Source organism: Algoriphagus sediminis, assembly GCF_030403435.1.
Lineage (GTDB): Bacteria > Bacteroidota > Bacteroidia > Cytophagales > Cyclobacteriaceae > Algoriphagus > Algoriphagus sediminis.
In genome coordinates, this window is record NZ_JAUEPH010000003.1 from 494,243 (window position 1) to 517,553 (window position 23,311).

General features: G+C 40.5%; 22 protein-coding genes. 8 read left to right on the plus strand and 14 right to left on the minus strand.

From position 1 onward, the window contains the following. Positions 1–57 precede the first annotated feature (57 nt). The gene (locus tag QVH07_RS08515) at positions 58–1,404 is read left to right on the plus strand and encodes a PhoH family protein (RefSeq protein WP_289999739.1); all 1,347 of its coding nucleotides are present in this window, start codon (positions 58–60) and stop codon (positions 1,402–1,404) included. A gap of 278 nt (positions 1,405–1,682) precedes the next feature. Further along, positions 1,683–1,907: a hypothetical protein gene (locus tag QVH07_RS08520; RefSeq protein ID WP_289999740.1), complete on the plus strand. Its 225-nt coding sequence runs from the start codon at positions 1,683–1,685 to the stop codon at positions 1,905–1,907. 76 nt (positions 1,908–1,983) lie between these two features. Here QVH07_RS08520 and QVH07_RS08525 read toward each other — a convergent pair whose 3' ends face one another. The 8 genes from QVH07_RS08525 to QVH07_RS08560 all read right to left on the minus strand — a co-directional run bounded on the left by QVH07_RS08525 (position 1,984) and on the right by QVH07_RS08560 (position 12,130). After that, positions 1,984–2,739, minus strand: coding sequence for a LytR/AlgR family response regulator transcription factor (locus QVH07_RS08525; RefSeq protein WP_289999741.1), 756 nt, complete (start codon positions 2,737–2,739; stop codon positions 1,984–1,986). Positions 2,740–2,853: 114 nt separating this feature from the next. Next, the gene (locus tag QVH07_RS08530; RefSeq protein ID WP_289999742.1) at positions 2,854–3,588 is read right to left on the minus strand and encodes a LytR/AlgR family response regulator transcription factor; all 735 of its coding nucleotides are present in this window, start codon (positions 3,586–3,588) and stop codon (positions 2,854–2,856) included. Next, positions 3,585–4,652: a sensor histidine kinase gene (locus QVH07_RS08535; protein ID WP_289999743.1), complete on the minus strand. Its 1,068-nt coding sequence runs from the start codon at positions 4,650–4,652 to the stop codon at positions 3,585–3,587. Before QVH07_RS08535 ends, QVH07_RS08530 begins: the two co-directional genes overlap by 4 nt. A 68-nt stretch (positions 4,653–4,720) precedes the next feature. Then, positions 4,721–7,552, minus strand: coding sequence for an excinuclease ABC subunit UvrA (gene uvrA, locus QVH07_RS08540; RefSeq protein WP_289999744.1), 2,832 nt, complete (start codon positions 7,550–7,552; stop codon positions 4,721–4,723). Between the two features lie 123 nt (positions 7,553–7,675). After that, positions 7,676–9,301: a metallophosphoesterase family protein gene (locus QVH07_RS08545; RefSeq protein WP_289999745.1), complete on the minus strand. Its 1,626-nt coding sequence runs from the start codon at positions 9,299–9,301 to the stop codon at positions 7,676–7,678. Between the two features lie 51 nt (positions 9,302–9,352). Continuing rightward, the gene (locus QVH07_RS08550) at positions 9,353–10,402 is read right to left on the minus strand and encodes a bifunctional transcriptional activator/DNA repair enzyme AdaA (RefSeq protein WP_289999746.1); all 1,050 of its coding nucleotides are present in this window, start codon (positions 10,400–10,402) and stop codon (positions 9,353–9,355) included. Positions 10,403–10,472: 70 nt separating this feature from the next. Further along, positions 10,473–11,405, minus strand: a complete 933-nt coding sequence (locus tag QVH07_RS08555; protein ID WP_289999747.1) for a lytic transglycosylase domain-containing protein — start codon at positions 11,403–11,405, stop codon at positions 10,473–10,475. Next, entirely contained in the window at positions 11,405–12,130 is a 726-nt protein-coding gene (locus QVH07_RS08560) for an LOG family protein (RefSeq protein WP_289999748.1), read from the minus strand. The genes QVH07_RS08555 and QVH07_RS08560 overlap by 1 nt, the downstream gene beginning before the upstream one ends. Before the next feature lie 256 nt (positions 12,131–12,386). On the opposite strand from QVH07_RS08560, the gene QVH07_RS08565 reads away from it, so the two are divergent. From QVH07_RS08565 to QVH07_RS08575, 3 genes are read left to right on the plus strand one after another with little or no spacing between them, the layout of a single operon-like run. Beyond that, positions 12,387–12,746: a phage holin family protein gene (locus QVH07_RS08565; protein ID WP_289999749.1), complete on the plus strand. Its 360-nt coding sequence runs from the start codon at positions 12,387–12,389 to the stop codon at positions 12,744–12,746. Then, the gene (locus tag QVH07_RS08570; protein WP_289999750.1) at positions 12,733–13,125 is read left to right on the plus strand and encodes a hypothetical protein; all 393 of its coding nucleotides are present in this window, start codon (positions 12,733–12,735) and stop codon (positions 13,123–13,125) included. Before QVH07_RS08565 ends, QVH07_RS08570 begins: the two co-directional genes overlap by 14 nt. Further along, positions 13,097–13,867, plus strand: coding sequence for a phosphoglycerol geranylgeranyltransferase (locus QVH07_RS08575; RefSeq protein ID WP_289999751.1), 771 nt, complete (start codon positions 13,097–13,099; stop codon positions 13,865–13,867). Before QVH07_RS08570 ends, QVH07_RS08575 begins: the two co-directional genes overlap by 29 nt. Here the strand turns inward: QVH07_RS08575 and QVH07_RS08580 are convergent. The 6 genes from QVH07_RS08580 to panC form a co-directional block, all read right to left on the minus strand. Then, positions 13,853–14,779, minus strand: coding sequence for a helix-turn-helix domain-containing protein (locus QVH07_RS08580; protein ID WP_289999752.1), 927 nt, complete (start codon positions 14,777–14,779; stop codon positions 13,853–13,855). The two genes, QVH07_RS08575 and QVH07_RS08580, sit on opposite strands and share 15 nt — an antisense overlap. Positions 14,780–14,904: 125 nt before the next feature. Next, positions 14,905–16,044 carry an acyl-CoA dehydrogenase gene (locus QVH07_RS08585; RefSeq protein WP_289999753.1) on the minus strand — a complete coding sequence of 380 codons (1,140 nt, stop codon included), beginning with the start codon at positions 16,042–16,044 and terminating at the stop codon, positions 14,905–14,907. A gap of 94 nt (positions 16,045–16,138) precedes the next feature. Next, the gene (locus QVH07_RS08590) at positions 16,139–16,828 is read right to left on the minus strand and encodes a zinc metallopeptidase (protein WP_289999754.1); all 690 of its coding nucleotides are present in this window, start codon (positions 16,826–16,828) and stop codon (positions 16,139–16,141) included. A 31-nt stretch (positions 16,829–16,859) separates the two neighbouring features. Further along, positions 16,860–17,867 (minus strand): lysylphosphatidylglycerol synthase transmembrane domain-containing protein, encoded by a 1,008-nt coding sequence (locus tag QVH07_RS08595; protein WP_289999755.1) that lies wholly within the window; start codon positions 17,865–17,867, stop codon positions 16,860–16,862. Next, positions 17,864–18,211, minus strand: coding sequence for an aspartate 1-decarboxylase (gene panD / locus QVH07_RS08600; RefSeq protein WP_289999756.1), 348 nt, complete (start codon positions 18,209–18,211; stop codon positions 17,864–17,866). Before panD ends, QVH07_RS08595 begins: the two co-directional genes overlap by 4 nt. Positions 18,212–18,232: 21 nt before the next feature. Continuing rightward, positions 18,233–19,090, minus strand: a complete 858-nt coding sequence (gene panC, locus QVH07_RS08605) for a pantoate--beta-alanine ligase (protein ID WP_289999757.1) — start codon at positions 19,088–19,090, stop codon at positions 18,233–18,235. Between the two features lie 120 nt (positions 19,091–19,210). Between panC and QVH07_RS08610 the strand changes: the two genes are divergently transcribed. From QVH07_RS08610 to glmS, 3 genes are all read left to right on the plus strand, one after another. Further along, the gene (locus tag QVH07_RS08610; protein ID WP_289999758.1) at positions 19,211–20,023 is read left to right on the plus strand and encodes a glycogen/starch synthase; all 813 of its coding nucleotides are present in this window, start codon (positions 19,211–19,213) and stop codon (positions 20,021–20,023) included. Further along, a complete protein-coding gene (locus QVH07_RS08615) occupies positions 19,950–21,344 on the plus strand; it encodes a DUF4270 family protein (protein WP_289999759.1) in 1,395 nt (464 codons plus the stop codon). Before QVH07_RS08610 ends, QVH07_RS08615 begins: the two co-directional genes overlap by 74 nt. Before the next feature lie 120 nt (positions 21,345–21,464). Continuing rightward, the gene (gene glmS / locus QVH07_RS08620; RefSeq protein WP_289999760.1) at positions 21,465–23,306 is read left to right on the plus strand and encodes a glutamine--fructose-6-phosphate transaminase (isomerizing); all 1,842 of its coding nucleotides are present in this window, start codon (positions 21,465–21,467) and stop codon (positions 23,304–23,306) included. The last annotated feature ends 5 nt before the right edge of the window (positions 23,307–23,311 follow it).

Below are 23,311 nucleotides of genomic sequence, written 5' to 3' on the forward strand. Positions count from 1 at the left end.
TTTTTCAAGGATATTATTCTTTAAATTAATTCAATATTATTTTCAAGCCCGCACCACATGCCAAGAGCAAAAGCCGATAAAGATCGGAAGATTTTCGTGCTGGATACTTCAGTAATCCTATACGCACATAATTCCATAATGAACTTTGCAGAACACGACGTGGTCATTCCGATCACCGTTCTTGAAGAGTTGGATCAGTTCAAAAAAGGGAACGACAGTAAAAATTTTGAGGCCAGGGAATTTATCCGTCTTCTGGATAAGTTATCGATGGACCATATGATTCATAACTGGACCCCACTGAACGGAAAAACGAAAGGGAATTTCCGAGTCCTGATGAATCCGGAGAATAAGCTGAATGCCAATGAGGTATTTGGTGAGGAGAAAAACGACCATAAAATCCTCAACGCTGCCATTTATCTCAAAGAGAATGAGAAAAAGCGTAAGGTGATTTTGGTGTCAAAGGATATCAATCTAAGGCTAAAGGCAAAGTCGCTGGATCTTTTGGCCGAGGATTATGAAACCGGTAAGATTAAAAATATCACCGAATTAGAAAATACGGGTAAATATCAATTGGATAATGTTGATCCTACGCATATCAATACCCTTTATGATGTGGGCTTTGTGGAGGCCAAACTTGTCTTAGGGACTCGAAAAAGGAAGGCGAATGCCTTTTACATTCTCAAAAGCGATAAGAATTCGGTTTTGACCTATTACAACCCTGACCAAAATGTTCTGGAGCGAGTAGATAAGCGATTGGCATATAATGTCAAGCCTAAGAACGCGGAGCAGGCCTTTGCGCTTCATGCGGTAATGGACCCGAATATCAAGCTGGTCACGATCCAAGGGGTCGCTGGAACCGGAAAGACTCTTTTGGCTTTGGCAGGAGCCTTAGAGCAAAGGAGAAGCTACAAGCAAATATTTCTAGCTAGGCCAGTGGTTCCACTGAGCAATAAGGACATTGGTTACTTACCCGGAGACATTAAGTCAAAGCTGAATCCCTATATGGAGCCGCTTTGGGATAACCTGAAATTTATCCAAAATCAATACAAGGAGACGGATAAGGAATATCAGAGAATTACAGACCTGGTGAATCAAGAGAAGCTAGTAATTCAGCCTTTGGCATATATTCGTGGTCGATCTCTTTCGAATATTTTCTTCATCGTGGATGAGGCTCAGAACCTGACTCCACATGAAATTAAGACGATTATTTCCAGAGCTGGAGAAAATACAAAGATTGTGTTCACTGGAGATGTGTTCCAGATTGATACCCCTTATTTGGATAGCCAGAGTAATGGAATGTCCTATCTCATCGATCGGATAAAAGATCATCCGCTTTATGCTCATATTAAACTGGAGAAAGGCGAGAGGTCAGAATTGGCTAATTTGGCTAATGAGTTATTATAATTAAGAAAACTTTGAAATTACCAGACCGCTCAAATTGAGCGGTCTTTTTTTTGCCCTTTCTGCAACCATTCTCACCAAACCCTCATCTAAACAATAAAGGCAGCGGGGAAATAAGATTTTCCATTGAAAAAATTGTTCAATACTGACTTAAAGGTGTACGAAAGCGTACGCTAAATTTGCGAAAAAATTAATAAATCACTGAAAATCAGATAAATATAAAATTAGGCTCTCTTTTGGCATATATAGAAATACCGAAAGGAACTAAACCAACTACTACAATGAAAACGATACTGTTAACACAAAAAAGCATTTGCGGTATCCTTGGCCTTATGATGGCAACGACTATCGTTTGGAAGGCGAATCTAAAAATGCAAGAAATTAATTCTGAGAGGATTACAGAAAAAATCGAGAAAACTAAACCAACTATTTCGATTCTTCCGGTTCAATCCTTTACATATATGCACTTTGAAGAAATTAGCGGAGAGGACGATATCTCCGTTTAAGAAAACTCGTAAGGGTTAATTTGGTTGATTGTTTGGATAACTAAATAGGCGGGATTTTTCCCGCCTTTTTGTTTTTTTAGCTTTCTGTGATGGTATTCAGCTTGGCCAGAAAGCTGTTGTAATACTGTCTTCCCACCTGAACCACTGAGCCTTGACTCATGGTGATTTCCTTTGTGTTAAAGTTTTCAATCTGGGTGAGATTAACGATATATGATTTTTGCACTCTCAAAAATAGATGTGAAGGAAGAATTTCTTCAATTTCCTTCATGGACTTTCTAATACTGTATTCTTTTCCCCTGGTGAAAATACTTACCATATTTCCATTAGCTTCTACGAAATAAATATCCTCATACGGGACTTTTTCAAATGCATTATCAGCTTTGATAAAGACAGCATCGGTTACCAGATAAGGAGATTCAGAAGTGGTCGAGGTGCTAACAGATTCAGAAGACGGTTTGGTTCTTTTGTTATAAAGAACTATTTCCACGATCGCGTGGATATCATTTGTGTTGAAGGGCTTAACTATAAACCCTGCTGGATTAATCCTCTTTGCTCTTTCTATGATGGTAGGATCACTGTAGGAGGTTACATAAACCAGCGGAGCGTCGACCATTTGCTTTACGATCTCACCGAGTTCGATTCCATCTTTATCTCCCTTGAGTTTGATATCCATAAATATCAAATCAGGACGATATTTTTTAATGACTTTGATACACTGATTAGCTGAATTTGCTATGTCAATGTTTACATAACCAAGAAGTTCAAGGATTTCCTGAATATTTTCAGCAATGCTTAATTCGTCCTCGACGATTAGGATCCGCTCCTCTTTCATATCAAAACGGGTGGTTGGGAAGTTTCTTTAAATTAATAGCACCAACTAGATGGACTCTTTCTACAAGTAAAGAAATAATTTTCAGAAACCAAATGCTTTTTTGTGCGTACGAAATTAAAGGCTCATCATTTCTTTGAACCTGGCAGCCTGTCTTCGACTCACTTCGATTCTGTCTCCTCCTTTTAGGGTTACAACTAAACCTCCATTAAACCAAGGCTCAATTCCTTCTACCCAACCAAGATTGATTATGTGCTTTCGGCTTGCCCGGAAAAAGGATTTCTCGTCTAGTCTTTCATCAAGGGCGTTCAGTGACTTGTGAATCATGGGTTTTACATTATCAAAGTAAACTTTGATGTAGTTTCCGTCTGACTCGAAAAGTCGGACATCTGCGAGTTTTACGAACCAACATCGGTCACCATCCTTCACAAAAACCTGATCATCGAGAGTTAACTTTTTCTGTGGGGTCTCATCCTTTTGTACCTCATCTTTTTTAGCAGCCTCTATTTTCTTGTTCAGCTTAGTAATAGCTTCCTCAAGCCTTTTTGGTTCAATGGGCTTTAAAAGATAATCCAATGCATTTACCTGAAATGCTTTCAATGCATACTCATCGTATGCTGTAGTAAATATCACATGAGGAACAGAATCGAGCTCTTCCAGCAATTCAAATCCAGTTTTCTCTGGCATCTGAATGTCAAGGAAAATTACGTCAGGTTTTAATTCTTTGATTTTCTCCTGTGCATCATCGGCATTCACTGCCTCCCCCACTATTTCCACGGTTTCCAGTTGCTTGAGCAAAGTTATAAGCTCTTTTCTTGCCAGTCTTTCGTCGTCTATTACTATAGCTCTCATGAATATTTATTTGATTGGGATGATTTGATTCGTTTGGGTATTTTGATTTCTGTAATGACTTGTTCTTGCCCAGAGTCGAATATACGAAAGGTAGCATTTTCTCCATAAATAAGTTTTAAACGCTCTACCGTATTACTCAAGCCATGACCTTTTTCACCTTTAACCTGTAAGTTCGGCTCATTTTCAAGGACACCGGTGTTCTTCACCTGCATGTAAAGTTCCTCACCAACCCCTTCTTTGCACTTGATTTCTATCACCCCCCCACGGACGAAATTAGAAATCCCGTGTTTTATCGCATTCTCAACAATGGTCTGTAGCATCATTGGAGGGACCTTATAATCATAAGCCTCATCTTCGATATCATACACTACTTTTAGCCTCTCTTCAAACCTGATAGATTCTAAAGAAAGGTAATCCTTTACGGTATTTAATTCTTCCTCAAAGCTTATGGTCTGGTTTTTATCCATCATTAGTGAAAACCTAAGCATATTGGAAATCCGCGTTATAGCAGTTTTTGCTTTAACTGGGTCTTCATCGACCAAAGCTCTTACACTATTAAGGGCATTGAAAATGAAGTGTGGGTTTAATTGACTTTTAAGGTGGTTGAGTCGGATTTCATTTATTCTGGCTTCATATTTCAATGAGGTGTTGTAGTTGTCCAGGAAGTGAAATAAGAAATACACCAAGCACCAAAGAGCATAGAAAAGGAAGCTTTCAAAAAGGGAGGCCAAAATAATCAGAACCCTAAAATCCTCTTCAGGATTTAAAGTGTTAAATGCAACAGAAATAAGAATCTGAGCTACGAAATTCACAAAGCTCATCCCCAAAATGGATATTAAAGTGAGTCCTAGTAGCTTTGAAAATGGAAGCTTAAACCAGTCGTAGGTTTTTATGATATACCTTAAAAAATGGGTTGAGATAAGATAAAAAGCCGATAAAACAATAAAGGCCCAAACCACCACGGAGGTGATGCCACTGGAAAGCGTACCAAAAAAGATTTTGATGAAACCAACGGCTCCCCAGCCTAAAATCTGTAAGATCCAATATAGCCTGATTCTGTTCATCGAAATCAAAGATAAATATCCTTAACTCTAGCTCAGAGATAATTTGATAAATGGAAAAAAGCTTTAAACTAAGCCTCGAGTTCCAGTTTAAGGAACTTCCCCGTATGACTTTTAGGATGCTTGGCTACCTTCTCGGGTGTATCCTGAATGATGATGTTTCCTCCCAGATTTCCCCCCTCTAGCCCTAAATCAATGATATAATCTGCCATTTTAACTATATCCAGATTATGCTCAATAATCAAAACGGTATTTCCTTTATCCACAAGACGATTAACTACCAACATGAGCAATTCAATATCCTGAAAATGAAGTCCTGTAGTAGGCTCGTCAAGAATATAGAAGGTCTTCCCAGTGTCCTTTTTCGATAGCTCAGTAGCTAGTTTTACTCTTTGGGCTTCTCCGCCAGAAAGGGTAGTTGCATGTTGTCCAAGGGTAATATAACCCAGACCCACATCATTCAGAGTTTTGATTTTTCTTAGAATTTTAGGCTGATTCTCAAAAAATTCCACCGCCTGTTCCACAGTCATGTCCAAAACATCAGAAATCGATTTGCCTTTAAATCTAACCTCAAGCGTTTCTCTGTTGTAGCGTTTTCCCTTACAAGTCTCACACGGAATGTGCACATCGGGAAGGAAGTCCATTTCTATCAGCTTCATTCCTGCCCCTTCGCAATCCTCACAGCGTCCGCCTTTGACATTAAAGGAAAACCTACCGGGCTTATATCCCCGGATTTTTGCCTCAGGCAATTCGGTAAACAGAGTCCTTATATCAGAAAACACGCCGGTGTAAGTTGCCGGGTTGGACCTAGGCGTTCTCCCGATTGGCGATTGATCTACTTCGATAACCTTGTCCAGTGCTTCCAAACCACTAACTTTTTCATAGGGCATGGGATCTTTCTTGGAGCGATAGAATTTCTGGTTCAGGATGGGATAAAGTGTTTCGTGAATAAGAGTACTCTTCCCGCTTCCTGAAACTCCAGTGACGCAGGTAAGTGTCCCAAGTGGAACTTCAAGATTCACATTCTTCAGATTGTTACCGCCTGCACCGCTTAGTTTGATGGATTTACCTTTTCCTTTGCGCCTCTTTTCTGGGATTTTCATCCCTAAACTACCATTTAGATAATTTGCCGTGACCCCATTTAGCTCTAGTATTTCTTTGGGACTTCCAGCGGCGACTACATGTCCGCCATGCCGTCCTGCCCCAGGCCCCAAATCCAGCACATAGTCTGATGCTAGCATCATGTCCTTATCATGTTCGACAACTATTACTGAATTTCCTAAATCTCTCAGACTTTGCAGAGCCTGAATAAGCTTGGCATTGTCTCGCTGATGGAGTCCAATGGATGGTTCATCTAAAATGTACAAAACCCCAACCAGCTGGGTTCCAATTTGCGTAGCCAGCCTGATTCGTTGAGCCTCACCACCAGATAATGTTCGCAAAGGCCGGTCAAGTGTTAAATAATTCAACCCAATGTCTAACAGGAATCCTATCCTCTTTTTGATTTCTTTAAGAACCTCTTCCGCGATTATTTTCTGTTTATCATCCAATCGATCCTCTAAGTTTTCAAACCACTCGCCCAAACTTCTGATATCCATTTGAGCTAATTGTCCGATATGAGTATCGTCAATCTTTATGTGAAGGGATTCCTTTTTGAGTCTATAGCCGTCACATTCAGGGCAGACCTGAGTGGTAGTGAACTCCTGCACCCAATCTCTAATTTTATCAGAGCTTCCTTCCTGATATTTTTCAAGGAAGTTTATGATTCCTTCAAAGGTGGTGTGCCATTTCGTACCTGGGTGCTTCACTGAATCAACAGCTACTTCTACTTTGTCACCGTGAAGTAAAATATCAACAACCTTCTCAGGAAGCTTCTCAATAGGTGTACTTATGGAGCATTTATAATGCTTAAGGATGGCATCAATTTTCTTGAAAATCCAAATATCTCGGTATTCTCCAAGTGGTGCGATTCCTCCTCTGGTAATACTCAATTTTGGGTCGGGAATGATATTTTCCTTCCGAATCTCATCAATATGGCCCAGGCCGTTACATTTAGGACAAGCTCCGTATGGGCTATTAAAGGAAAATGTATTTGGAGCCGGTTCGTCATAGGATAGCCCAGTTTCGGGATCCATGAGGTATTTTGAAAAATGATGTATCTCTCCCTCTTCATCCCGGATCATCATCACTCCTTTGCCATGCTGAAGGGCAGATTTAAGAGACTGGCTGATTCGAAACCGATCTTCCTCGTCTGCGATGATTCGATCAATGACAATTTCTATATCGTGAATTTTGTATCGATCCACCTGCATTTTGGGGACCAAGTCCATGACCACACCATCTACCCGGATTTTTGAAAAGCCCATTTTTCTTACCTGTTCAAAAAGCTCACGATAGTGGCCTTTTCTTCCTTTTACCACAGGAGCGAGAACGTAAAGCTTTTTACCTGCAAAATTCGAAAAAAGTAATTCCACAATTTGATCCTCAGTCTGCCGGATCATTTTTTTACCCGTCTTATACGAATAGGCTATGCCTGCTCTGGCAAATAGCAAACGCATAAAATCATAAATTTCAGTTACCGTACCCACGGTGGACCTTGGGTTTCTGGAGGTGGTTTTTTGCTCAATCGCAATAACCGGCGAGAGCCCATTTATTTTATCAACTTCAGGTCTTTCCAGTCCTCCCAAAAAAGATCTCGCATACGCAGAAAAGGACTCCATGTACCTTCTCTGGCCTTCAGCATAAATGGTGTCAAAAGCCAGAGAGCTCTTTCCACTACCACTTAAACCTGTGATAACTACCAGTTTATTTCTGGGTATTCGAAGATCTAAGTTTTTAAGGTTGTGCTCACGAGCACCAAAAATTTCAATAAATTCTTCTTTTGAGGAAGAGAGTTGGGTCATTTTCAAGGAGAATAATAATCTGCAAAGCTACAAAATATTGAGGTCAAGCACGACCGAAATACAAAGAGTGTAACCTGACTGAAGAGAATTGGTTCATGAGTTTCAATAGTCAGTGAGTTGACTTTATTTTAAAGAAACTGTTTTTGGCCAACCCTTAAATTGGGAGGCACTTTCCAGCGAAACATCAGTATATCTGGGCCAGCATTCAAAAGTCACTTCTTCTGTATCGGTATGGAACCTGATCAGGCCATATCCAGAGCCATTGGATTCAGAATCAGGATTAGCATAGGCGTGCATGGTAATTTTATTATTAAACCCATCTAAGTATTGGCCCGTCCATGGCAGAAAAGTATTTGAGTTTTTTCCAGGTTTTTCATCCTCGGGCCACCACCATCTGCTATAGTAATTATTCACAATGGCAGGTACCACAAAGGCCCATGGTCCATCATCGAATTCATCAATTCCATGTTGTATGACGGTAGCTAAATGTTGGTCACCAGCAATATGCACGGCATTGGCCGCTTTAATTTTTGTCAGTGCCTTATTTCTGCCTGTCTGAGGCCAACCATTTGAATCTAAATCAGCATGTAATCTATTTTCCTGGCTACCATGCAAATGAGCCCCGCCACAAAACCCAGTCTGCGAAAGGACAGCTTTCATTTTATCCATGTATTGTTTTCCCCAGTAATCAAGAAAGTTTATCTGACGCTCTCCTAAGAGAGTTAGGCCCGGTAAATCTATGGTTTCAGGATCGTAATTTGGATCATTTATATGATCTGGTCTTGGCCCTGCTTGAGGGATTTTATTTCTTGGTCCGGATTTGAATTTTCGGTCTTCAATGATTGCAAAGTCAACACCTCCGATAATTAGATTGGTAAAATACACACCAATCCCTTGTTCGATGGGAGTTGGGTCGAATGGATCAGGAAGATGTGAGGTTTGAGCGCGCTCCACCATCTTGACATATTCTGGATGATAAAAATAACCTCCATCAGCACCATCCACGATAGGGGCCTTTTTGCCATTTTCTCCCCACAAATTTCCTTGCCCTATATCATGATCATCAGGAATCGTCACCGCTGGTCGATTTCTGAAAGTTTCTCGAAACTGCATTCCAAACTTCAACCAAGCTGCTGTATGCTCTGTATGGTCGTATGATTGATCTCCAGCAAAAAACATCAGGTCGGGATTCTGGTAATTAATGTTCCGAACATAGTTTTCACGATCGCCACGGTCTTTGTTGCTATTACAAGATGTAGCCGCGATCACTATTTGCTCCTTATCAATAGGGTCTTTCCGTATTAAACCTTCAAATGATGCTTCCTCACCATGAAGCAATCGATATCTTATATCATTTTTAGTATCCCAGTTTTCGACTCTAAATAAGGCAGACCAACCCAAATCATTGACTTTTTGGGTTTGAATTTCTTTCCAGTTACCCTCCTCCTCAATTTCCAAACGCACTTCACGACTTTCGTTAGGGTAGAGTGGAAAAAGCTGAGCTGAGAGCTTTAAGGTTTCATTTGAAACCGTATAAATACCAAAGGCGATGACCTCATTTCTTGGTACTTTGAGATTGATAATTGGACTTTCTCCTCTATTCCACCAGTCATTTGTAGCCAGAGTGTCCAGTCCTTCAAAAGGGGCTATTACTGGGGGTTCGAGCAATTCAGTCTTTTCTCGGCTTTCGCAAGAGAGAAATATGGAGATTAAAAAAAGGGCAAATACCCCGGATGTGATTGATTTCATGTGCTAGAGTTTTCTGAATATAATTAACCCTAGCCTTGAGTCAAATGGATTTTATGCAATTCTCAGTTGACCGGATTCCAACTCCAGGAGTCTTTGCTTTCTCCATAGTCCACCTGCGTATCCTGTAAGCTGTCCGTCAGAACCCACCACTCTGTGACATGGAATAATAATGGCAATTCGATTCATTCCATTAGCTCTTGCCACTGCTCTCACGGCTTCTGCATTTCCTAGTGCCACAGCTTGGGCCTTATAAGATCGGGTTTGTCCAAATTTTATGTTCTTAAGCTCATTCCAAACCTGAATTTGGAAATCTGTTCCTGGAGTTACTAAAGGAATCGAGAACTCATGAAGTTTGCCTTCGAAGTATGCGTCTAATTGTTTTCGAAGCTTGCTGAAATGAGGATTTTCACCCAGGACTATGGTAGAGTTCAATCTCTTGGCTAGATCCTTTAATTCTGTTTCGAGCATCTTCCGATCAGAAAATTCCAGAAGGCAAATTCCATCTTCCACTCCACAGGCGATCATGGTTCCAAGTGGAGTTTCGATTCGAGTCAGATCGATTACTTTCGAGCTTCTGCTCTTTGAAGGGGAAAAACCAAATACCTTTTTGAATGAATCTGAAAACCCGCTTAAAGAATCAAAACCACTATCAAATGCGGTATCTGTGACGTTTTCCCCCTTTGAAATTTTCTTAAAGGCAGTATTAATTTTGTTCATTCTTTGATAAGCGTGGAAGGTCATTCCATGGTTTTTCAAGAACCATCTTCTAATTCGGACGGGATCAAGCCCTCTTTCCCTGAGATGAAAATCTTTTAGTTTTAAGCTAGGAGTTGTATTCAATTCATGAATTAAGTCCTGAATCTCTTTTGGGGTGCTACCCTTTTTTTCCAAAGGGTTACACACCTTACAAGGTCGATATCCTTTTAATATCGCCGTTTTACTATCATCGAAAAACTCAACGTTTTCCGGTTTTGGTTTTTTTGCTGTGCAGCTAGGTCTACAAAATATCCCCGTGGTTTTTACGCAGGTATAGAATACACCATCAAAGGTTACATCCTTCTCGACAATCGCAGCATATTTCTGATCAAAGGAGAGCGTCATGCCAGCAAGATAGCGTCTTCAGGTTTTTTGGCACAACCGAAAAATGAACAAACAATTTTTCAGAAGATACTTAGCCCATTGGCAGTCGAATGGTATATGACTTTCCTCTACCTACATTAAGATTCCGGTCCAGGAGCCAAGGATTATAGAGCTTCAAGCTTTTGTAATTTGAATCATGTTGCCGTGCCCATGATGCTAAATCTTTAATATCCTCCTTCACTTCAATTTCCTTAAACTCCGGTAGATAATAGTAATCTTCCTCCGTTAGGTTGAATCCATATTTAGAGGGATTTTCGAAAATTACCTTAAAGGCCAGGATACGAAACATGTATCTGCTCGTTTCTTCATTAAGGTAAAGATCATAGTAATTCTGGCTGAGTTGCTGGTTTTGCCTTCTGGAAAAGCCAGTTTGCCCCATGTTGTAGCTTGCGGCTACAGAAGTCCAATCTCCAAATTTTTCATGTGCCTTTTTAAGATATTTTGTGGCTGCCAAAGTGGCTTTTTCCATATGGTACCTTTCGTCCACATCTCTTGAAATCTCAAGCCCGTACTCCCGTCCTGTGTCTCTCATGAACTGCCAAAACCCTTTCGCGCCAGCCGGAGAAGTGACATTCATTAAAGCTGATTCTGCTATTGCTAAATATTTGAAATCATCCGGAATTTCATTTTCAGCCAAGATTCTCTCAATCTCCGGTAGAAACTTTCTGGACCTTTTCATGAGCATGATCATGTTGGAATGCCAATATGCATTTACATAAATTTCTCGATCCAGGCGCTCACGTACATCCGGGGTCAAAAGCGGAACTTCTTCTCCTGCAAAAGTCAAAGAATCTGGCAGTCTGAAAAGAGCAACAGGTTCACCGGAACCAGCTAATGCTGCGTCAGTAGGAATGACTGTGGAGGTTGTGGTTGAAGACGTACTGGATTTGACCAGGTTGAAAATCAAGAGACCCCAACATAAAATCAGGAGAGAATAAATAAGATAAAGGTGGGTTTTGTTCATTAGAAATTAGGACAAAGTAGATACTGAGAATAAAAGTCGTCAATAACTTTAACTGCTTCCGTGGGGGTATCTACCACAGAAAACAAGTCTAAATCCTCAGCATTGATGTAATTATACTCCTCCAAAAGTGTTTTTTTGATCCAATCGATCAGTCCCGACCAATAGTCTCTGCCTACAAGTACGATTGGAAATCGACCAATTTTATCAGTTTGTATCAAAGTAATGGATTCGAAAAGTTCGTCCATGGTTCCAAACCCTCCAGGTAGGACTACAAAGCCTTGTGCGTATTTTACGAACATTACTTTTCTGACAAAGAAGTAATCAAAGGTGATGAGCTTATCCCTATCAATGTAGATATTTTCAAACTGCTCGAAGGGTAACACGATGTTTAGGCCCACAGATTTCCCCTTTTCTGAATGTGCACCTTTATTCCCGGCTTCCATGATTCCAGGTCCTCCACCGGTGATAACTCCATACCCATGTCGAACCAACTTAGCAGCAATCTCTTCTGCCATTTTATAGTACTCATGATTCCGAGGAGTTCTGGCAGAACCAAAAATGGACACACATGGGCCTATTTTTGCCAGTTTTTCGAAGCCTTCAACAAATTCTGACATTACCTTAAATATGGCCCAGGAATCTGAGCTTTTGATTTCGTTCCAGTCCCTTTCCTTGAATGCCTTTCGGATTCTGTCTTCTTCCTGATTATTTTCGATTTCAGCCATATTTTAAGTTTTGGTTACCAAAAAATTTAATTTTCCCTTATACTCTCATTCAAACGAAGGAAATTGCCATTTGATTTTTAAATATCATTAAACAAATCATAAATCCATCGGATAATTATTACGATTGGTATCATGCCTCTTTAACCACAAAAGGCTCATAACTTCTTCAATTTCTTACTCAAACTTGGTGTTTGATCATTTTTTTGGTCTTTGTATTACAGTATATTGCCAATAGAAACGCAGAAAAGAAGTCTATATGCTGAAAGTCGGAGAAATCATACAAACAGTCAAGGGCCTTATTGAAACCAAGGTTGACCTAATGAAGCTTGAGATTCAGGAAGAATTTCTTGGCATAATCGCCAGACTAATTCTTTTGGTGATGATAGGCTCCGTGCTGCTCCTGGTTTTACTTTTCTTTAGCCTTTCTCTGGCATTTTATCTAAGCACGGTGACCGGGCATCCTTTTATGGGATTCCTGATTGTAAGTCTAATTTTCTTATTGGTTCTTTTTGGACTTTTTTACGTCCGGTACTCTCCTGCAGTTCAGCAGAAAATCCAGATGGGTTTGAGAAATTTTATTCTTAGAAATAGAAAAGATTCTGATGAAGAGGAATAAAGAAGACTTAGTGAAAATAGAGGAAGAGCTTGAGCAAACCCTTAGCCAGCAGCTTTCATTTGCGAAGCAGGATTCAGGGAATATCTTGAGGGTGGGTGGAATAGCCTTGGCCGCAGGGCTTTTGACTTACGCTCTTATTCATCGAAAAAGTCGAAGAAAAGAAAGAAAAATTGAGAAAGCCCTTGAAGCTCTCGAACGGGAAGGACTTTTGAATGAAGAAATTGAGGAGAGACTAACAAAACCTAAAAAATCTTCATTCTGGCCATCCTTAGGGCAAAGATTAATGATGGTAGGTCTGATATATGCAAAGGAAAAATACCTTCCCGAATTACTGAAAAATCTGGGAATAAATGGCGAGGATCAAGGGGAAGATATTTGAGTTATTTCAGGATTTGCATCTATCCGGGCGTAAAGCGATTGCTTGGCTAATCGACCCTGATAAAGTAGGAGTGGATGAAATTAAACGTTTGGGAATTTCTCGATCTCAGGTAGATTTCATTTTCGTAGGTGGTAGCCAAATGCAGGTTGATTTTTTTGATGAGGTGGTCTCTGCAATCAAGGCTGAAGCTGGCAAAATTCCCGTTATTTTATTTCCTGGATCCCATGCTCAGCTTTCTCAAAGTGCTGATGGAATCCTTTTTTTAAGTCTTCTTTCTGGCCGAAATCCACGCTTTCTTATCGAAGAGCAAGTCAAGTCTTCTCGCCAAGTCGAAGCCATGGATCTGGAGGTTTTGGCTACGGCTTATCTTCTTGTAAATGATGGTCAGCTGGGAAGTGTACATTATGCCAGTGATACTCTACCGATCTTGAATTCGAATGTAGAATTGGCTGTGGAAACTGCTCTCGCCGGGAAATATTTAGGCATGAAATTAACCTATCTCGATGCGGGAAGCGGTTCGCCAAGCCCGGTAAACCCTGCGGTAATCTCTGAGATCAAAAGTGCAGTGAATGGACCGTTGATTGTTGGTGGGGGTTTGGATACAATTGAAAAATGTAAAGTAGCCCTAGACTCAGGGGCGGATTTATTGGTTTTGGGCAATGCCATAGAAAAAGACCCCAGCTTGCTGGCTGAGGTCCTTGATCAAATTCAAATTCGGAACTTTTCCTTAAACGTTAATTAGAGACTCTCGTCTTCTCATTTTTCCGGCGGGTACCCCATACATCATTTTGAATCTTCTACAGAAATAGGCTGTGTCTTTGTACCCAACTTCCTTTCCTATGTCTCGGATGGATTTCTTGGTGGTTCGAAGAAGGTCCACGGCTGACTCCATTCTTTGATATTCTATATAATCCTGTGGGTTAATTCCTGTCAGCATTTTAAAATATTGCCCTACGTAGTCTTCTGATACATTTGCCACTTTGGCCAAAACTTTATTTGAAAGATCCCCGCTTAAGTTGTTTTTGATATAGTTAAATAGATCAATTAATCGCGGGTCTTTAAAGTAGGTAGAATTAGTAGAGAGCTCTTCCACGAAGAGTTGATTTTTCAAGATATGCCTTAAGATCTCGATCACCAGAACCTCAGTTTGACAACTCAGTGACCGCTCTTTTCCGACGCTGCTCTGCTCTTGTTCTTTCATTAAATCTTCGATAATGGTCCCTATGCGATCATTGAATCGAATGGTGAAAGGTGGGATGGAAAGGGAATTGAAGAAATTAACCACATCGAAGACTTTCGATTCAAAGCTCATCATGGAAATGCAGTCATCTTCAGTATTTCTGATATCATAGAAACTCAGGCTTTGAAGATGCTTTTTCTTCAAATCTCTGAATTTATCCATCTTGATCTGATTCTTTTTAGTTCCTCCACCAAGAGTCAAATAAGTTTTTTGACCACCGGGAATAAAAAGTACCTCACCTTCATTCACTACCTCTTGGTTTTCTCCAAATTTCAGGCTGCCCTGATGTAGCAGGATCAATACATTTTCCTTTTCTGAATAATCCAGAATGGAAAGAGGTTTTTCTATACGATAATTGGTACCGCGAAGGAATCGGACTTTTACCGACTCGATCACTTTATTGTAATAATCCATGAAAAATTTGAATAATGAGAGACGAAATTAGCACTATTTAGGTGATAAACTGCAGCCGTTCAAAAATATTGTCAAAAAAAATGAAAAAAAGGTGTAAAAATTGATTTTACACCTTTAATCTATAATTATTTTAGGATTCCCCTAGAGATCACAATTTTCTGGATTTCTGAGGTTCCTTCGTAGATCTGAGTGATTTTCGCGTCTCTCATTAATCGCTCCACATGATATTCCTTTACGTATCCGTAACCTCCGTGGACCTGTACGGCTTCCACCGTAACATCCATGGCGACTTGTGAGGCATAAAGCTTTGCCATAGCTGATGCATGAGCATAATCCTTACCCTGATCTTTTAGAATAGCTGCTTTATAGACTAAAAGTCGGGCAGCTTCTATGGTTGTAGCCATATCGGCAAGCTTAAACTGAATTGCCTGATGTTGACTGATTGGTTTGCCAAAAGCCTTGCGCTCTTTCGAATAGGCAAGGGAGAATTCATAAGCCCCAGCAGCGATGCCAAGAGCCTGTGCGGCAATTCCTATTCTTCCACCATTTAAAGTTTCCATCGCAAACCTAAAACCAAAACCTTCATCACCAATTCGATTCTCAGCTGGTACTTTGACATCTGTAAACATCAAAGAGTGTGTGTCAGAACCACGAATTCCTAGTTTATCTTCTTTTTTCCCGATGACGAAACCATCCCATCCTTTTTCTACGATAAAAGCAGATATTCCTTTATGTCCAAGGCTTGAGTCAGTTTGGGCAATCACCAAATAAACGCTTGCGGTACCGCCGTTTGTGATCCAGTTCTTGGTCCCATTCAGGATGTAATGGTCACCTTCAAGCTTGGCTTCTGTTCGCTGCGAAGTGGCGTCTGACCCCGCCTCTGGTTCAGAAAGGCAAAAAGCACCTAGAATTTCACCCGTTGCTAGCCTTTTAAGATATTTTTCTTTTTGATCTTCAGTCCCGTATTTTTCAAGACCCCAGCAAACCAAGGAATTATTTACAGACATGGATACAGATGCAGAGGCATCGATTTTTGAAAGTTCTTCCATGGCTAGAACATAGGATAAGGTATCCATTCCTCCTCCATTGTACTTTGGGTCTACCATCATACCCATGAAACCCAGCTCTCCCATTTGCTTAATTTGCTCCTTTGGGAATTTGGCCTCCGAATCTCTTTCAATTACGCCGGGAAGTAATTCAGAATGAGCAAAATCTCTCGCCGCATCCCTTACTGCTAAATGCTCTTCAGATAACTCAAAATTCATGTTTATTTGGGTTTAAAATTCGAATTGTCGAAGATATTTCAAAAAAAGAAAAGGGGCAAAAACCTGCCCCTTTCTCCATTTTTTTTGATTTGGATCAATCTCGATTTCCAAAGAAGATAAATATGTAGTACGCCAGAGTGGCTAGAGATGCCAAAGCTGCAACTACATAAGTCATGGCTGCCCACTTTAGGGCATCTTTTGACATCGCATATTCTTCGCTCGTCACCACGTTTCTTTCTTTTACCCAAGCAAGGGCTCTATTACTAGCGTCAAATTCTACAGGTAGCGTTACCAGAGTAAATAGTGTCATTACACTGTAAGAACCCACTACGATATAGCCGATGAACGGAATAGGTAATCCCAGAGCGAATCCACCAAATAGTGATGCAATCAATACAATGTTCAAAATTCTTCCTGAAATATTCTGAATAGGTACCAGCCTTGATCTAAGATTTAGCCATGCATATTGTGTGGCATGCTGAACGGCGTGTCCACACTCGTGTGCAGCTACGGCTGTAGCAGCGGCATTCCTTCCGTAAAAAACATCAGGACTTAAATTTACGGTCCGATTCATTGGGTTGTAGTGATCTGAAAGCTGTCCTTCTACACATTGAACTTTGACATCATGGATTTGGTGATCTGCAAGCATCAGCTTCGCTACCTCCTCTCCAGATAGATTTGCCTTAAGGGCTGTCTGTGAATATTTTTTGAATTTGCTCTTTAATTTGCTACTGACAATAAATCCCAGCAGCGCAAAAAAGCCTACGATTATTAGTATTCCCATTTTATTTCATTTTAGAATTTCTGTTACGATTCTAATCGGCTACAGGTTTGCTTTTGGGTGTCAATCTAAGGATCCAAACCCAACTTATTAAACCAGCAATGACCATTAGAATCATTTGTGTGCCATGAATGATCGCGGCAAAAATTTTACCATCAGTCTCTGACACTCCGAACTGTATCAAAATCAGGGCCACCAAAGCATGAAAGGTCCCTATGCCTCCTTGGACGGGTGCAAGCATGCCAATTGTTCCCATTACCATTACCAGAAGGATTTCTCCCAAAGACAAAATGGCAGTACTTTGAATGGCCTTAGCCACAAGTAATAGGGTGAGAAAATAAATAATCCAAATGGCAACTGAGCTTAGCCAAAAGCCCAGAGGATTTTTGATGGCATTTATCTGTTTTAGCCCACCAGCGATATCTCGGAAAAAGGCCTGAATCTTTTGAACCAATCCATGATTTCTGAATCTCCTTCCGATCAGGTAAAGGGAAAGGATTAGGACTAATGTACCTCCGAGGAAAATTGGCAAGTTATCCATCGCTGATTTCCAAAGGGATTCAAAATTTACAAATTCATTTGCCAGTTCTAGGAAAAGTTGGTTTTGAAGGAAAAAGGCCAGCAAAATAACCCCAATCATGAATAAGAGATCAATTGTTCTTTCCAGGATGACAGTTCCTATTAGGTGACCCAAAGGTATTCCATTGCTTCTGCTCAACACCCCGCATTTGGCGACTTCACCAGCTCTTGGAACCAGAAGATTTACCAAATACCCGACCATCACTGCATGATAGGCTCTGGATGCATTGGGAGGAGTTCCTTCCTTATCTGAAATTATTAAAGTCCATCTCCAACCACGAATCCAAAATCCGACGACTGAAATTGTGAGTGACGCAAAAATCCAACCCCAATTACTGGCGTAGAGTTGCTCAAGGAGCGCTTCGAATTCTATGTCCTTGTATAAATACCAAAAAATCCAGAGCGCTATCAAAAGTGAGATAGTGACCTGGATTATTTGCTTTATTTTGGATGGGAGTTTCAAATTACTTGGTTATGCTCATCAGGAAAAATAACCCTAGGCTTGAATGACTTGGCTTCTTCAAAATCCATGCTGGCATAAGAGATAATGATGATAATATCTCCGACCTGAACTTTCCTGGCAGCAGGGCCATTCAGACAGATTTCTCCGCTCCCGCGCTTCCCTTTAATGACATAAGTTTCCAGTCTTTCACCATTGTCAATATTAACAATTTGTACCTTCTCGTTTTCGATCAGGTTTGCCGCTTCCATCAGATTCTCATCGATTGTGATGGAACCTACATAATGTAATTCGGCTTGGGTAACCTTCACCCGGTGTATTTTGGATTTTAATAGTTGGATATTCATTTTCAGAATTTTGCCGCAAAATTAGTCAATTACAGGCAGATTGTCGATTAATCTCACATCTCCAACATTTGCAGCCACGCAAAGCGAGCTTTTTTGATTAGGATCAAAGCTAGAGTAAAGTGCGAAAGACTCCGGATGTACTAGTTCAAAATATTCTAATTCTGTAGATAAGATATTTTGAAAATCAGACTCGACTGCCTGCCGAACGGCAAACCAATTCTCTCCTGCTAAAAGTTCCGACTTTGCTTTGCTAAGGCTTTTAAAAAGAACCAAAGCGATTTTTCTTTCTGAAGGGCTAAGCCGGACATTCCTCGAGGAGCAAGCGAGACCATCCGCTTCTCGTTTGGTTGGTACCACACTGATATCCACCTGAAAGGATAGATCTGCCACTAGCCGCTTGATCACGGCAATTTGTTGAAGGTCTTTTTGCCCGAAAAAGGCGACTTGTGGTTTAATAATATTAAAGAGTTTACTCACTACCAGTCCAACTCCACTAAAGTGACCTGGCCTTTGTTTTCCTTCCAATACTTTTTCCAGTTTACCAAAGCTGAGTGTCATTTCCGTTGAAGTCGGATACATGGTTTCTGTATTCGGCACAAAAGCAGCATGAACACCATTTTCGTCCAAAAGAGCTAAATCCTTTTCAAGCGTTTTTGGATAGGTCTCAAAGTCTTTGGGATTATTAAACTGAGTGGGGTTTATAAAAATGGAAACGATGGTAAAATCACATTGATCCAATGAAGCTTTGACTAACTCCAAGTGGCCTACATGCAATGCGCCCATGGTTGGCACAAAGCCTATGCTTTGACCACCAGATAAAATTTCAAGACGAAGTTTGGCCCACTCTTTTGGGGTTTTTAGAACTTTCAATTTTTGCATTTACAATGTGGTAAAACCGCTAAAGCTAGATTATTATTTACATAATCAAGGCATTACGGCCTTTTTTTCTTATCTTTGCGCAGTTGTTTTTTCACCATTTCAATTTAAACTCCAATAAGTATGTCTAAACTACGTATTCTCTACGTTGCAAGTGAAATCAACCCTTTCTTACAAACTTCCGAAGTCGCCAATTTTCTGCGTTCCCTACCACAGGCAATGCAAGAGCGTGGCATGGAAATAAGAATTTTGGTTCCAAGATTCGGTTTGATCAATGAAAGAAAAAACAGACTACATGAAGTCGTAAGACTTTCCGGTATAAATATCGCAGTAGGTGATGAAGAGAAGCCTTTGGTAATCAAGGTTGCTTCAATCCCTAATGCGAAGCTTCAGGTTTACTTTATCGATAATGAAGATTATTTCCAGAGAAAGCATGTATTCCATGATAAGCAGGAGAAATTCTTCGAGGATAACGATGAAAGAGCAATCTTTTTCTGCAAAGGTGTGATTGAGACGGTGAAGAAGCTTGGTTGGGCGCCAGATATCGTTCATTGTAACGACTGGATGACTAGCTTAATCCCAATGTATCTCAAGACTACATACAAGAATGAGCCGCTATTCCAGAACACAAAATCTGTTTTTGCTATCTACAATAATGGCTTTTCTCATACCTTTGGCGACGATTTGTTAAACAAGGTTAAGATGGTCGATATTGACGACGCAATTTTAGCACCTTTACAATCCAAAGATTTCGAAGGCTTCATCAAAACAGGTATGGAATACGCTGATTTGGTAGTGAAGGGTAGCGAAGTCTCCAAGGAATTAAACCAACTAATTGAGGATTTCTCAAAAGACAAAAAGTTTGAAATCAGCATTGAAGCAGAAGAGCAAGCTCACGATGAGCTATTTGAAAAATATAACGAGCTCGCCGGTTAAATGGGCCATAGGGCTTTCCATTTCCTTTTTATTACTTATTTCCTGTAGCGATCCTTCCACGGTTGGACTCCAGTTGGCTCCCGAAAATAACCAAATCGGCGTGTTTTTCGAAGAGTTTGAACTTGAAGGAGAGGTCGTGCTATTGGATTCATTTAATACCACCAATCAGAGTGTTTTGGTAGTCGGTAATGAGGTGGATCCATATTTTGGCAGGACTGAGGGGACAGGGTATACCCGTTTATTTATTGATGCTTTCGATGAAAGGCCGAGAGGTGATGCCTCATTGGACTCAATATTCTTCACCCTGGATGTAGTAAGTGTCAATGGTACTGATCTTGACGAGCCTAAATCCTTCAGTGTTTACAGACTAGAAGAGCCAATTCTAGATACTCTTTATTATAATTTCAGTTCTCTGACATTTAGTGAAGATCCAATTGCGTTCGAGGAGGTGGTTTTCGAAGATGTAAAGGATACCACGATGAGGCTTTCTGTAGATAAAGACTTTGCGAATGATCTCTTTGATAAACTTCGTAGAGGAGAGGAATTTGAAGACTTATTCAGCTTCAGAGAGTATTTACCAGGTATTGCGATTCAAATCGGGGAGGATGACAATACTACTGCGGGAATTAACCTGGGTTTTGAAACAGGATTTGAAATATTCTACAGTTACTTGAACGATACCGTTTCTTCAGAGTACTCAATAAGTACAGCTTCTTCCCGAAGTTTTAACGGAGTGGTGAATGATCCGACAGGGACACCCACCGCTGTCGTACAGGAGCCTGGTGTAGCTTATAAAACAGGTAATAAGCTTGGTATGAAGAGTAATTTGGGAATGGTTATTAAAGTTGATACCAGCCCGATAGATGAGTTTCTGGATACTTTGCCAGGAGTTTCTTTTCAGCAGGCTAACTTTGAGCTTGGTGAAATTGATGAATTTCCAGAAGGTCAAAACCCTCTTGCAAATATGGTTGTCTATTTTACTGATGAGACCAATACTATTTTAACAAGAACACTAGATGGTCAGCCCTTGTCAGTCCAGCAGGACGGTCAACCTCAAGTAGTGGTGGATGAAGATGGAAATTTGGAACCAGCCACTTCTGCGCCCGCTGTTTTTACATACTTTGACTCAGATGACAGATATCGTGTACAAATAACTTCACATGTCAATGCAATCTATCGAGAACAGTTGCTTAGAAAAGATTGGTTATTGTATGGAAATTCTCCGGACACAGGAGGAGATGATTTCAAAAGATCTTTCCGGCAATTTGTCTTAGATAATGACAAAATAAGATTGAGGATCATTTACTCAAAAGCGAACTAATCCTCAATTTCAATTAAGTCTGATAATCCACTTACTTTTTTTTAAGGAAGTGGATTATTTTTTTTGGCATGAAACCTGTTTCTTTGCCTATCTAAATTTTTACCAAAGCTTTTTTTCATTATGTGTGGAATAGTAGCGTATGTGGGCCAACAAGAGGCTCTACCAATTGTAATCAAAGGCCTTAAGAGATTAGAGTATCGAGGGTATGATAGTGCTGGGGTTGCTTTGATCGATAAAAACGGGTTAAGTGTGTATAAAAAGAAGGGCAAGGTGAGCAAGCTAGAAGCCCATCTTAAGGAGGCTGGAGATCTCAAGTCCACCATTGGAATCGGTCACACCCGTTGGGCCACTCATGGAGAGCCAAATGATTCCAATGCTCATCCACACTACTCTTCCAGTGAGAAAATTGCCATCATTCACAATGGAATCATCGAGAACTATGAGGTTCTCAAAAAGGATTTGATTTCTAAGGGATACTCTTTTCAATCTGAAACTGACACAGAGGTTCTTGTCAAGTTTATAGAGGATATTTATGTGAACAATTCTATCAGCCTTGAGGAAGCACTTAGGCTTGCACTTCATCAGGTAGTAGGCGCTTATGCCATCGTTCTGATTAATAAAGAAGAGCCGGGAACACTAATCGCTGCTAGAAAAGGTTCTCCTTTGGTGATTGGAGTAGGAGAGGATGAATTCTTTCTAGCTTCTGACGCCACTCCAATTATCGAATACACGAATAAGGTCGTCTATCTCGATGATTATGAAATCGCCGTAATTCGAAACAATAGACTTCAGGTAAAAACCATTCAAAATGTAGAGACCAATCCTTATATCAACAAGCTAGAAATGGAGCTTGAGGCAATCGAAAAGGGCGGCTATGAGCATTTTATGTTGAAGGAAATCTACGAACAGCCAAAGTCTATCGAAGATTGCTTACGAGGAAGACTAGATGCAAAATCTGGCAGACTAGTACTTGGAGGCTTGCGGGATTACATGAATAAATTCCAAAATGCAGAAAGGATCATCATTACTGCATGTGGAACTTCATGGCATGCAGGATTGGTAGCCGAGTATCTTTTTGAAGAATTTGCACGTGTGCCAGTGGAGGTCGAGTATGCATCCGAATTCAGGTATAGAAATCCAGTAATTGGAGAAAAGGACTTCGTAATTGCCATTTCCCAGTCGGGTGAGACCGCTGATACTTTGGCAGCAATTGAGCTGGCAAAATCTAAAGGAGCCACTATTTTTGGAGTATGTAATGTGGTAGGTTCTTCTATTCCTAGAGCTACCCATGCAGGATCCTACACTCACGCTGGACCGGAAATCGGTGTTGCATCTACGAAGGCCTTCACTGCTCAGATTTCAGTATTGGCGATGATGGCCTTAATGCTCGGATATCAAAGAGGCACTTTGCCCCAAGGGAAATATGTAGAACTCTTAAATGAGCTTGAATCTATTCCTAAGAAAGTTCAAAAGGCTTTAACAGCAAATGAGGCCATCAAATATATTTCTGGAGAGTATAAAGATGTTTCTAATGCCCTTTATCTAGGGCGAGGATATAATTTTCCTGTGGCGCTGGAAGGTGCATTAAAGCTCAAAGAAATTTCTTACATACACGCGGAAGGATACCCTGCTGCTGAAATGAAGCATGGGCCTATCGCATTGATTGATGAGGAAATGCCGGTTATTTTCATTGCCACTCAGGATAGTTCTTACGATAAGGTGGTAAGTAATATCCAAGAGGTCAAAGCTCGAAAAGGGAAGATTATTGCTGTGGTAACCGAAGGGGACACCACCGTAAGAGAAATGGCTGACCATGTGATTGAAATACCAAAAACCCATGAAGCATTCAATCCATTGGTATCTGTGATTCCATTGCAGCTTCTTTCTTACCACATCGCCGTGATGCGTGGTTGTAATGTGGATCAGCCTAGAAATCTGGCCAAGTCAGTCACTGTTGAGTAAAGCGA

Coding starts and splice junctions, on each gene's coding strand:
- QVH07_RS08550 (WP_289999746.1), bottom strand. CDS start 10,402: ATGACGCTCTCCTTTGATCAGAAATATGCTGCGATTGTCGAGAAGGAT.
- QVH07_RS08570 (WP_289999750.1), top strand. CDS start 12,733: ATGAAGAGGAATAAAGAAGACTTAGTGAAAATAGAGGAAGAGCTTGAG.
- QVH07_RS08535 (WP_289999743.1), bottom strand. CDS start 4,652: ATGAACAGAATCAGGCTATATTGGATCTTACAGATTTTAGGCTGGGGA.
- QVH07_RS08530 (WP_289999742.1), bottom strand. CDS start 3,588: ATGAGAGCTATAGTAATAGACGACGAAAGACTGGCAAGAAAAGAGCTT.
- QVH07_RS08515 (WP_289999739.1), top strand. CDS start 58: ATGCCAAGAGCAAAAGCCGATAAAGATCGGAAGATTTTCGTGCTGGAT.
- QVH07_RS08590 (WP_289999754.1), bottom strand. CDS start 16,828: ATGGGAATACTAATAATCGTAGGCTTTTTTGCGCTGCTGGGATTTATT.
- QVH07_RS08575 (WP_289999751.1), top strand. CDS start 13,097: ATGGCGAGGATCAAGGGGAAGATATTTGAGTTATTTCAGGATTTGCAT.
- glmS (WP_289999760.1), top strand. CDS start 21,465: ATGTGTGGAATAGTAGCGTATGTGGGCCAACAAGAGGCTCTACCAATT.
- QVH07_RS08560 (WP_289999748.1), bottom strand. CDS start 12,130: ATGGCTGAAATCGAAAATAATCAGGAAGAAGACAGAATCCGAAAGGCA.
- QVH07_RS08565 (WP_289999749.1), top strand. CDS start 12,387: ATGCTGAAAGTCGGAGAAATCATACAAACAGTCAAGGGCCTTATTGAA.
- QVH07_RS08525 (WP_289999741.1), bottom strand. CDS start 2,739: ATGAAAGAGGAGCGGATCCTAATCGTCGAGGACGAATTAAGCATTGCT.
- panC (WP_289999757.1), bottom strand. CDS start 19,090: ATGCAAAAATTGAAAGTTCTAAAAACCCCAAAAGAGTGGGCCAAACTT.
- QVH07_RS08555 (WP_289999747.1), bottom strand. CDS start 11,405: ATGAACAAAACCCACCTTTATCTTATTTATTCTCTCCTGATTTTATGT.
- QVH07_RS08610 (WP_289999758.1), top strand. CDS start 19,211: ATGTCTAAACTACGTATTCTCTACGTTGCAAGTGAAATCAACCCTTTC.
- QVH07_RS08545 (WP_289999745.1), bottom strand. CDS start 9,301: ATGAAATCAATCACATCCGGGGTATTTGCCCTTTTTTTAATCTCCATA.
- QVH07_RS08585 (WP_289999753.1), bottom strand. CDS start 16,044: ATGAATTTTGAGTTATCTGAAGAGCATTTAGCAGTAAGGGATGCGGCG.
- uvrA (WP_289999744.1), bottom strand. CDS start 7,552: ATGACCCAACTCTCTTCCTCAAAAGAAGAATTTATTGAAATTTTTGGT.
- QVH07_RS08580 (WP_289999752.1), bottom strand. CDS start 14,779: ATGGATTATTACAATAAAGTGATCGAGTCGGTAAAAGTCCGATTCCTT.
- QVH07_RS08520 (WP_289999740.1), top strand. CDS start 1,683: ATGAAAACGATACTGTTAACACAAAAAAGCATTTGCGGTATCCTTGGC.
- panD (WP_289999756.1), bottom strand. CDS start 18,211: ATGAATATCCAACTATTAAAATCCAAAATACACCGGGTGAAGGTTACC.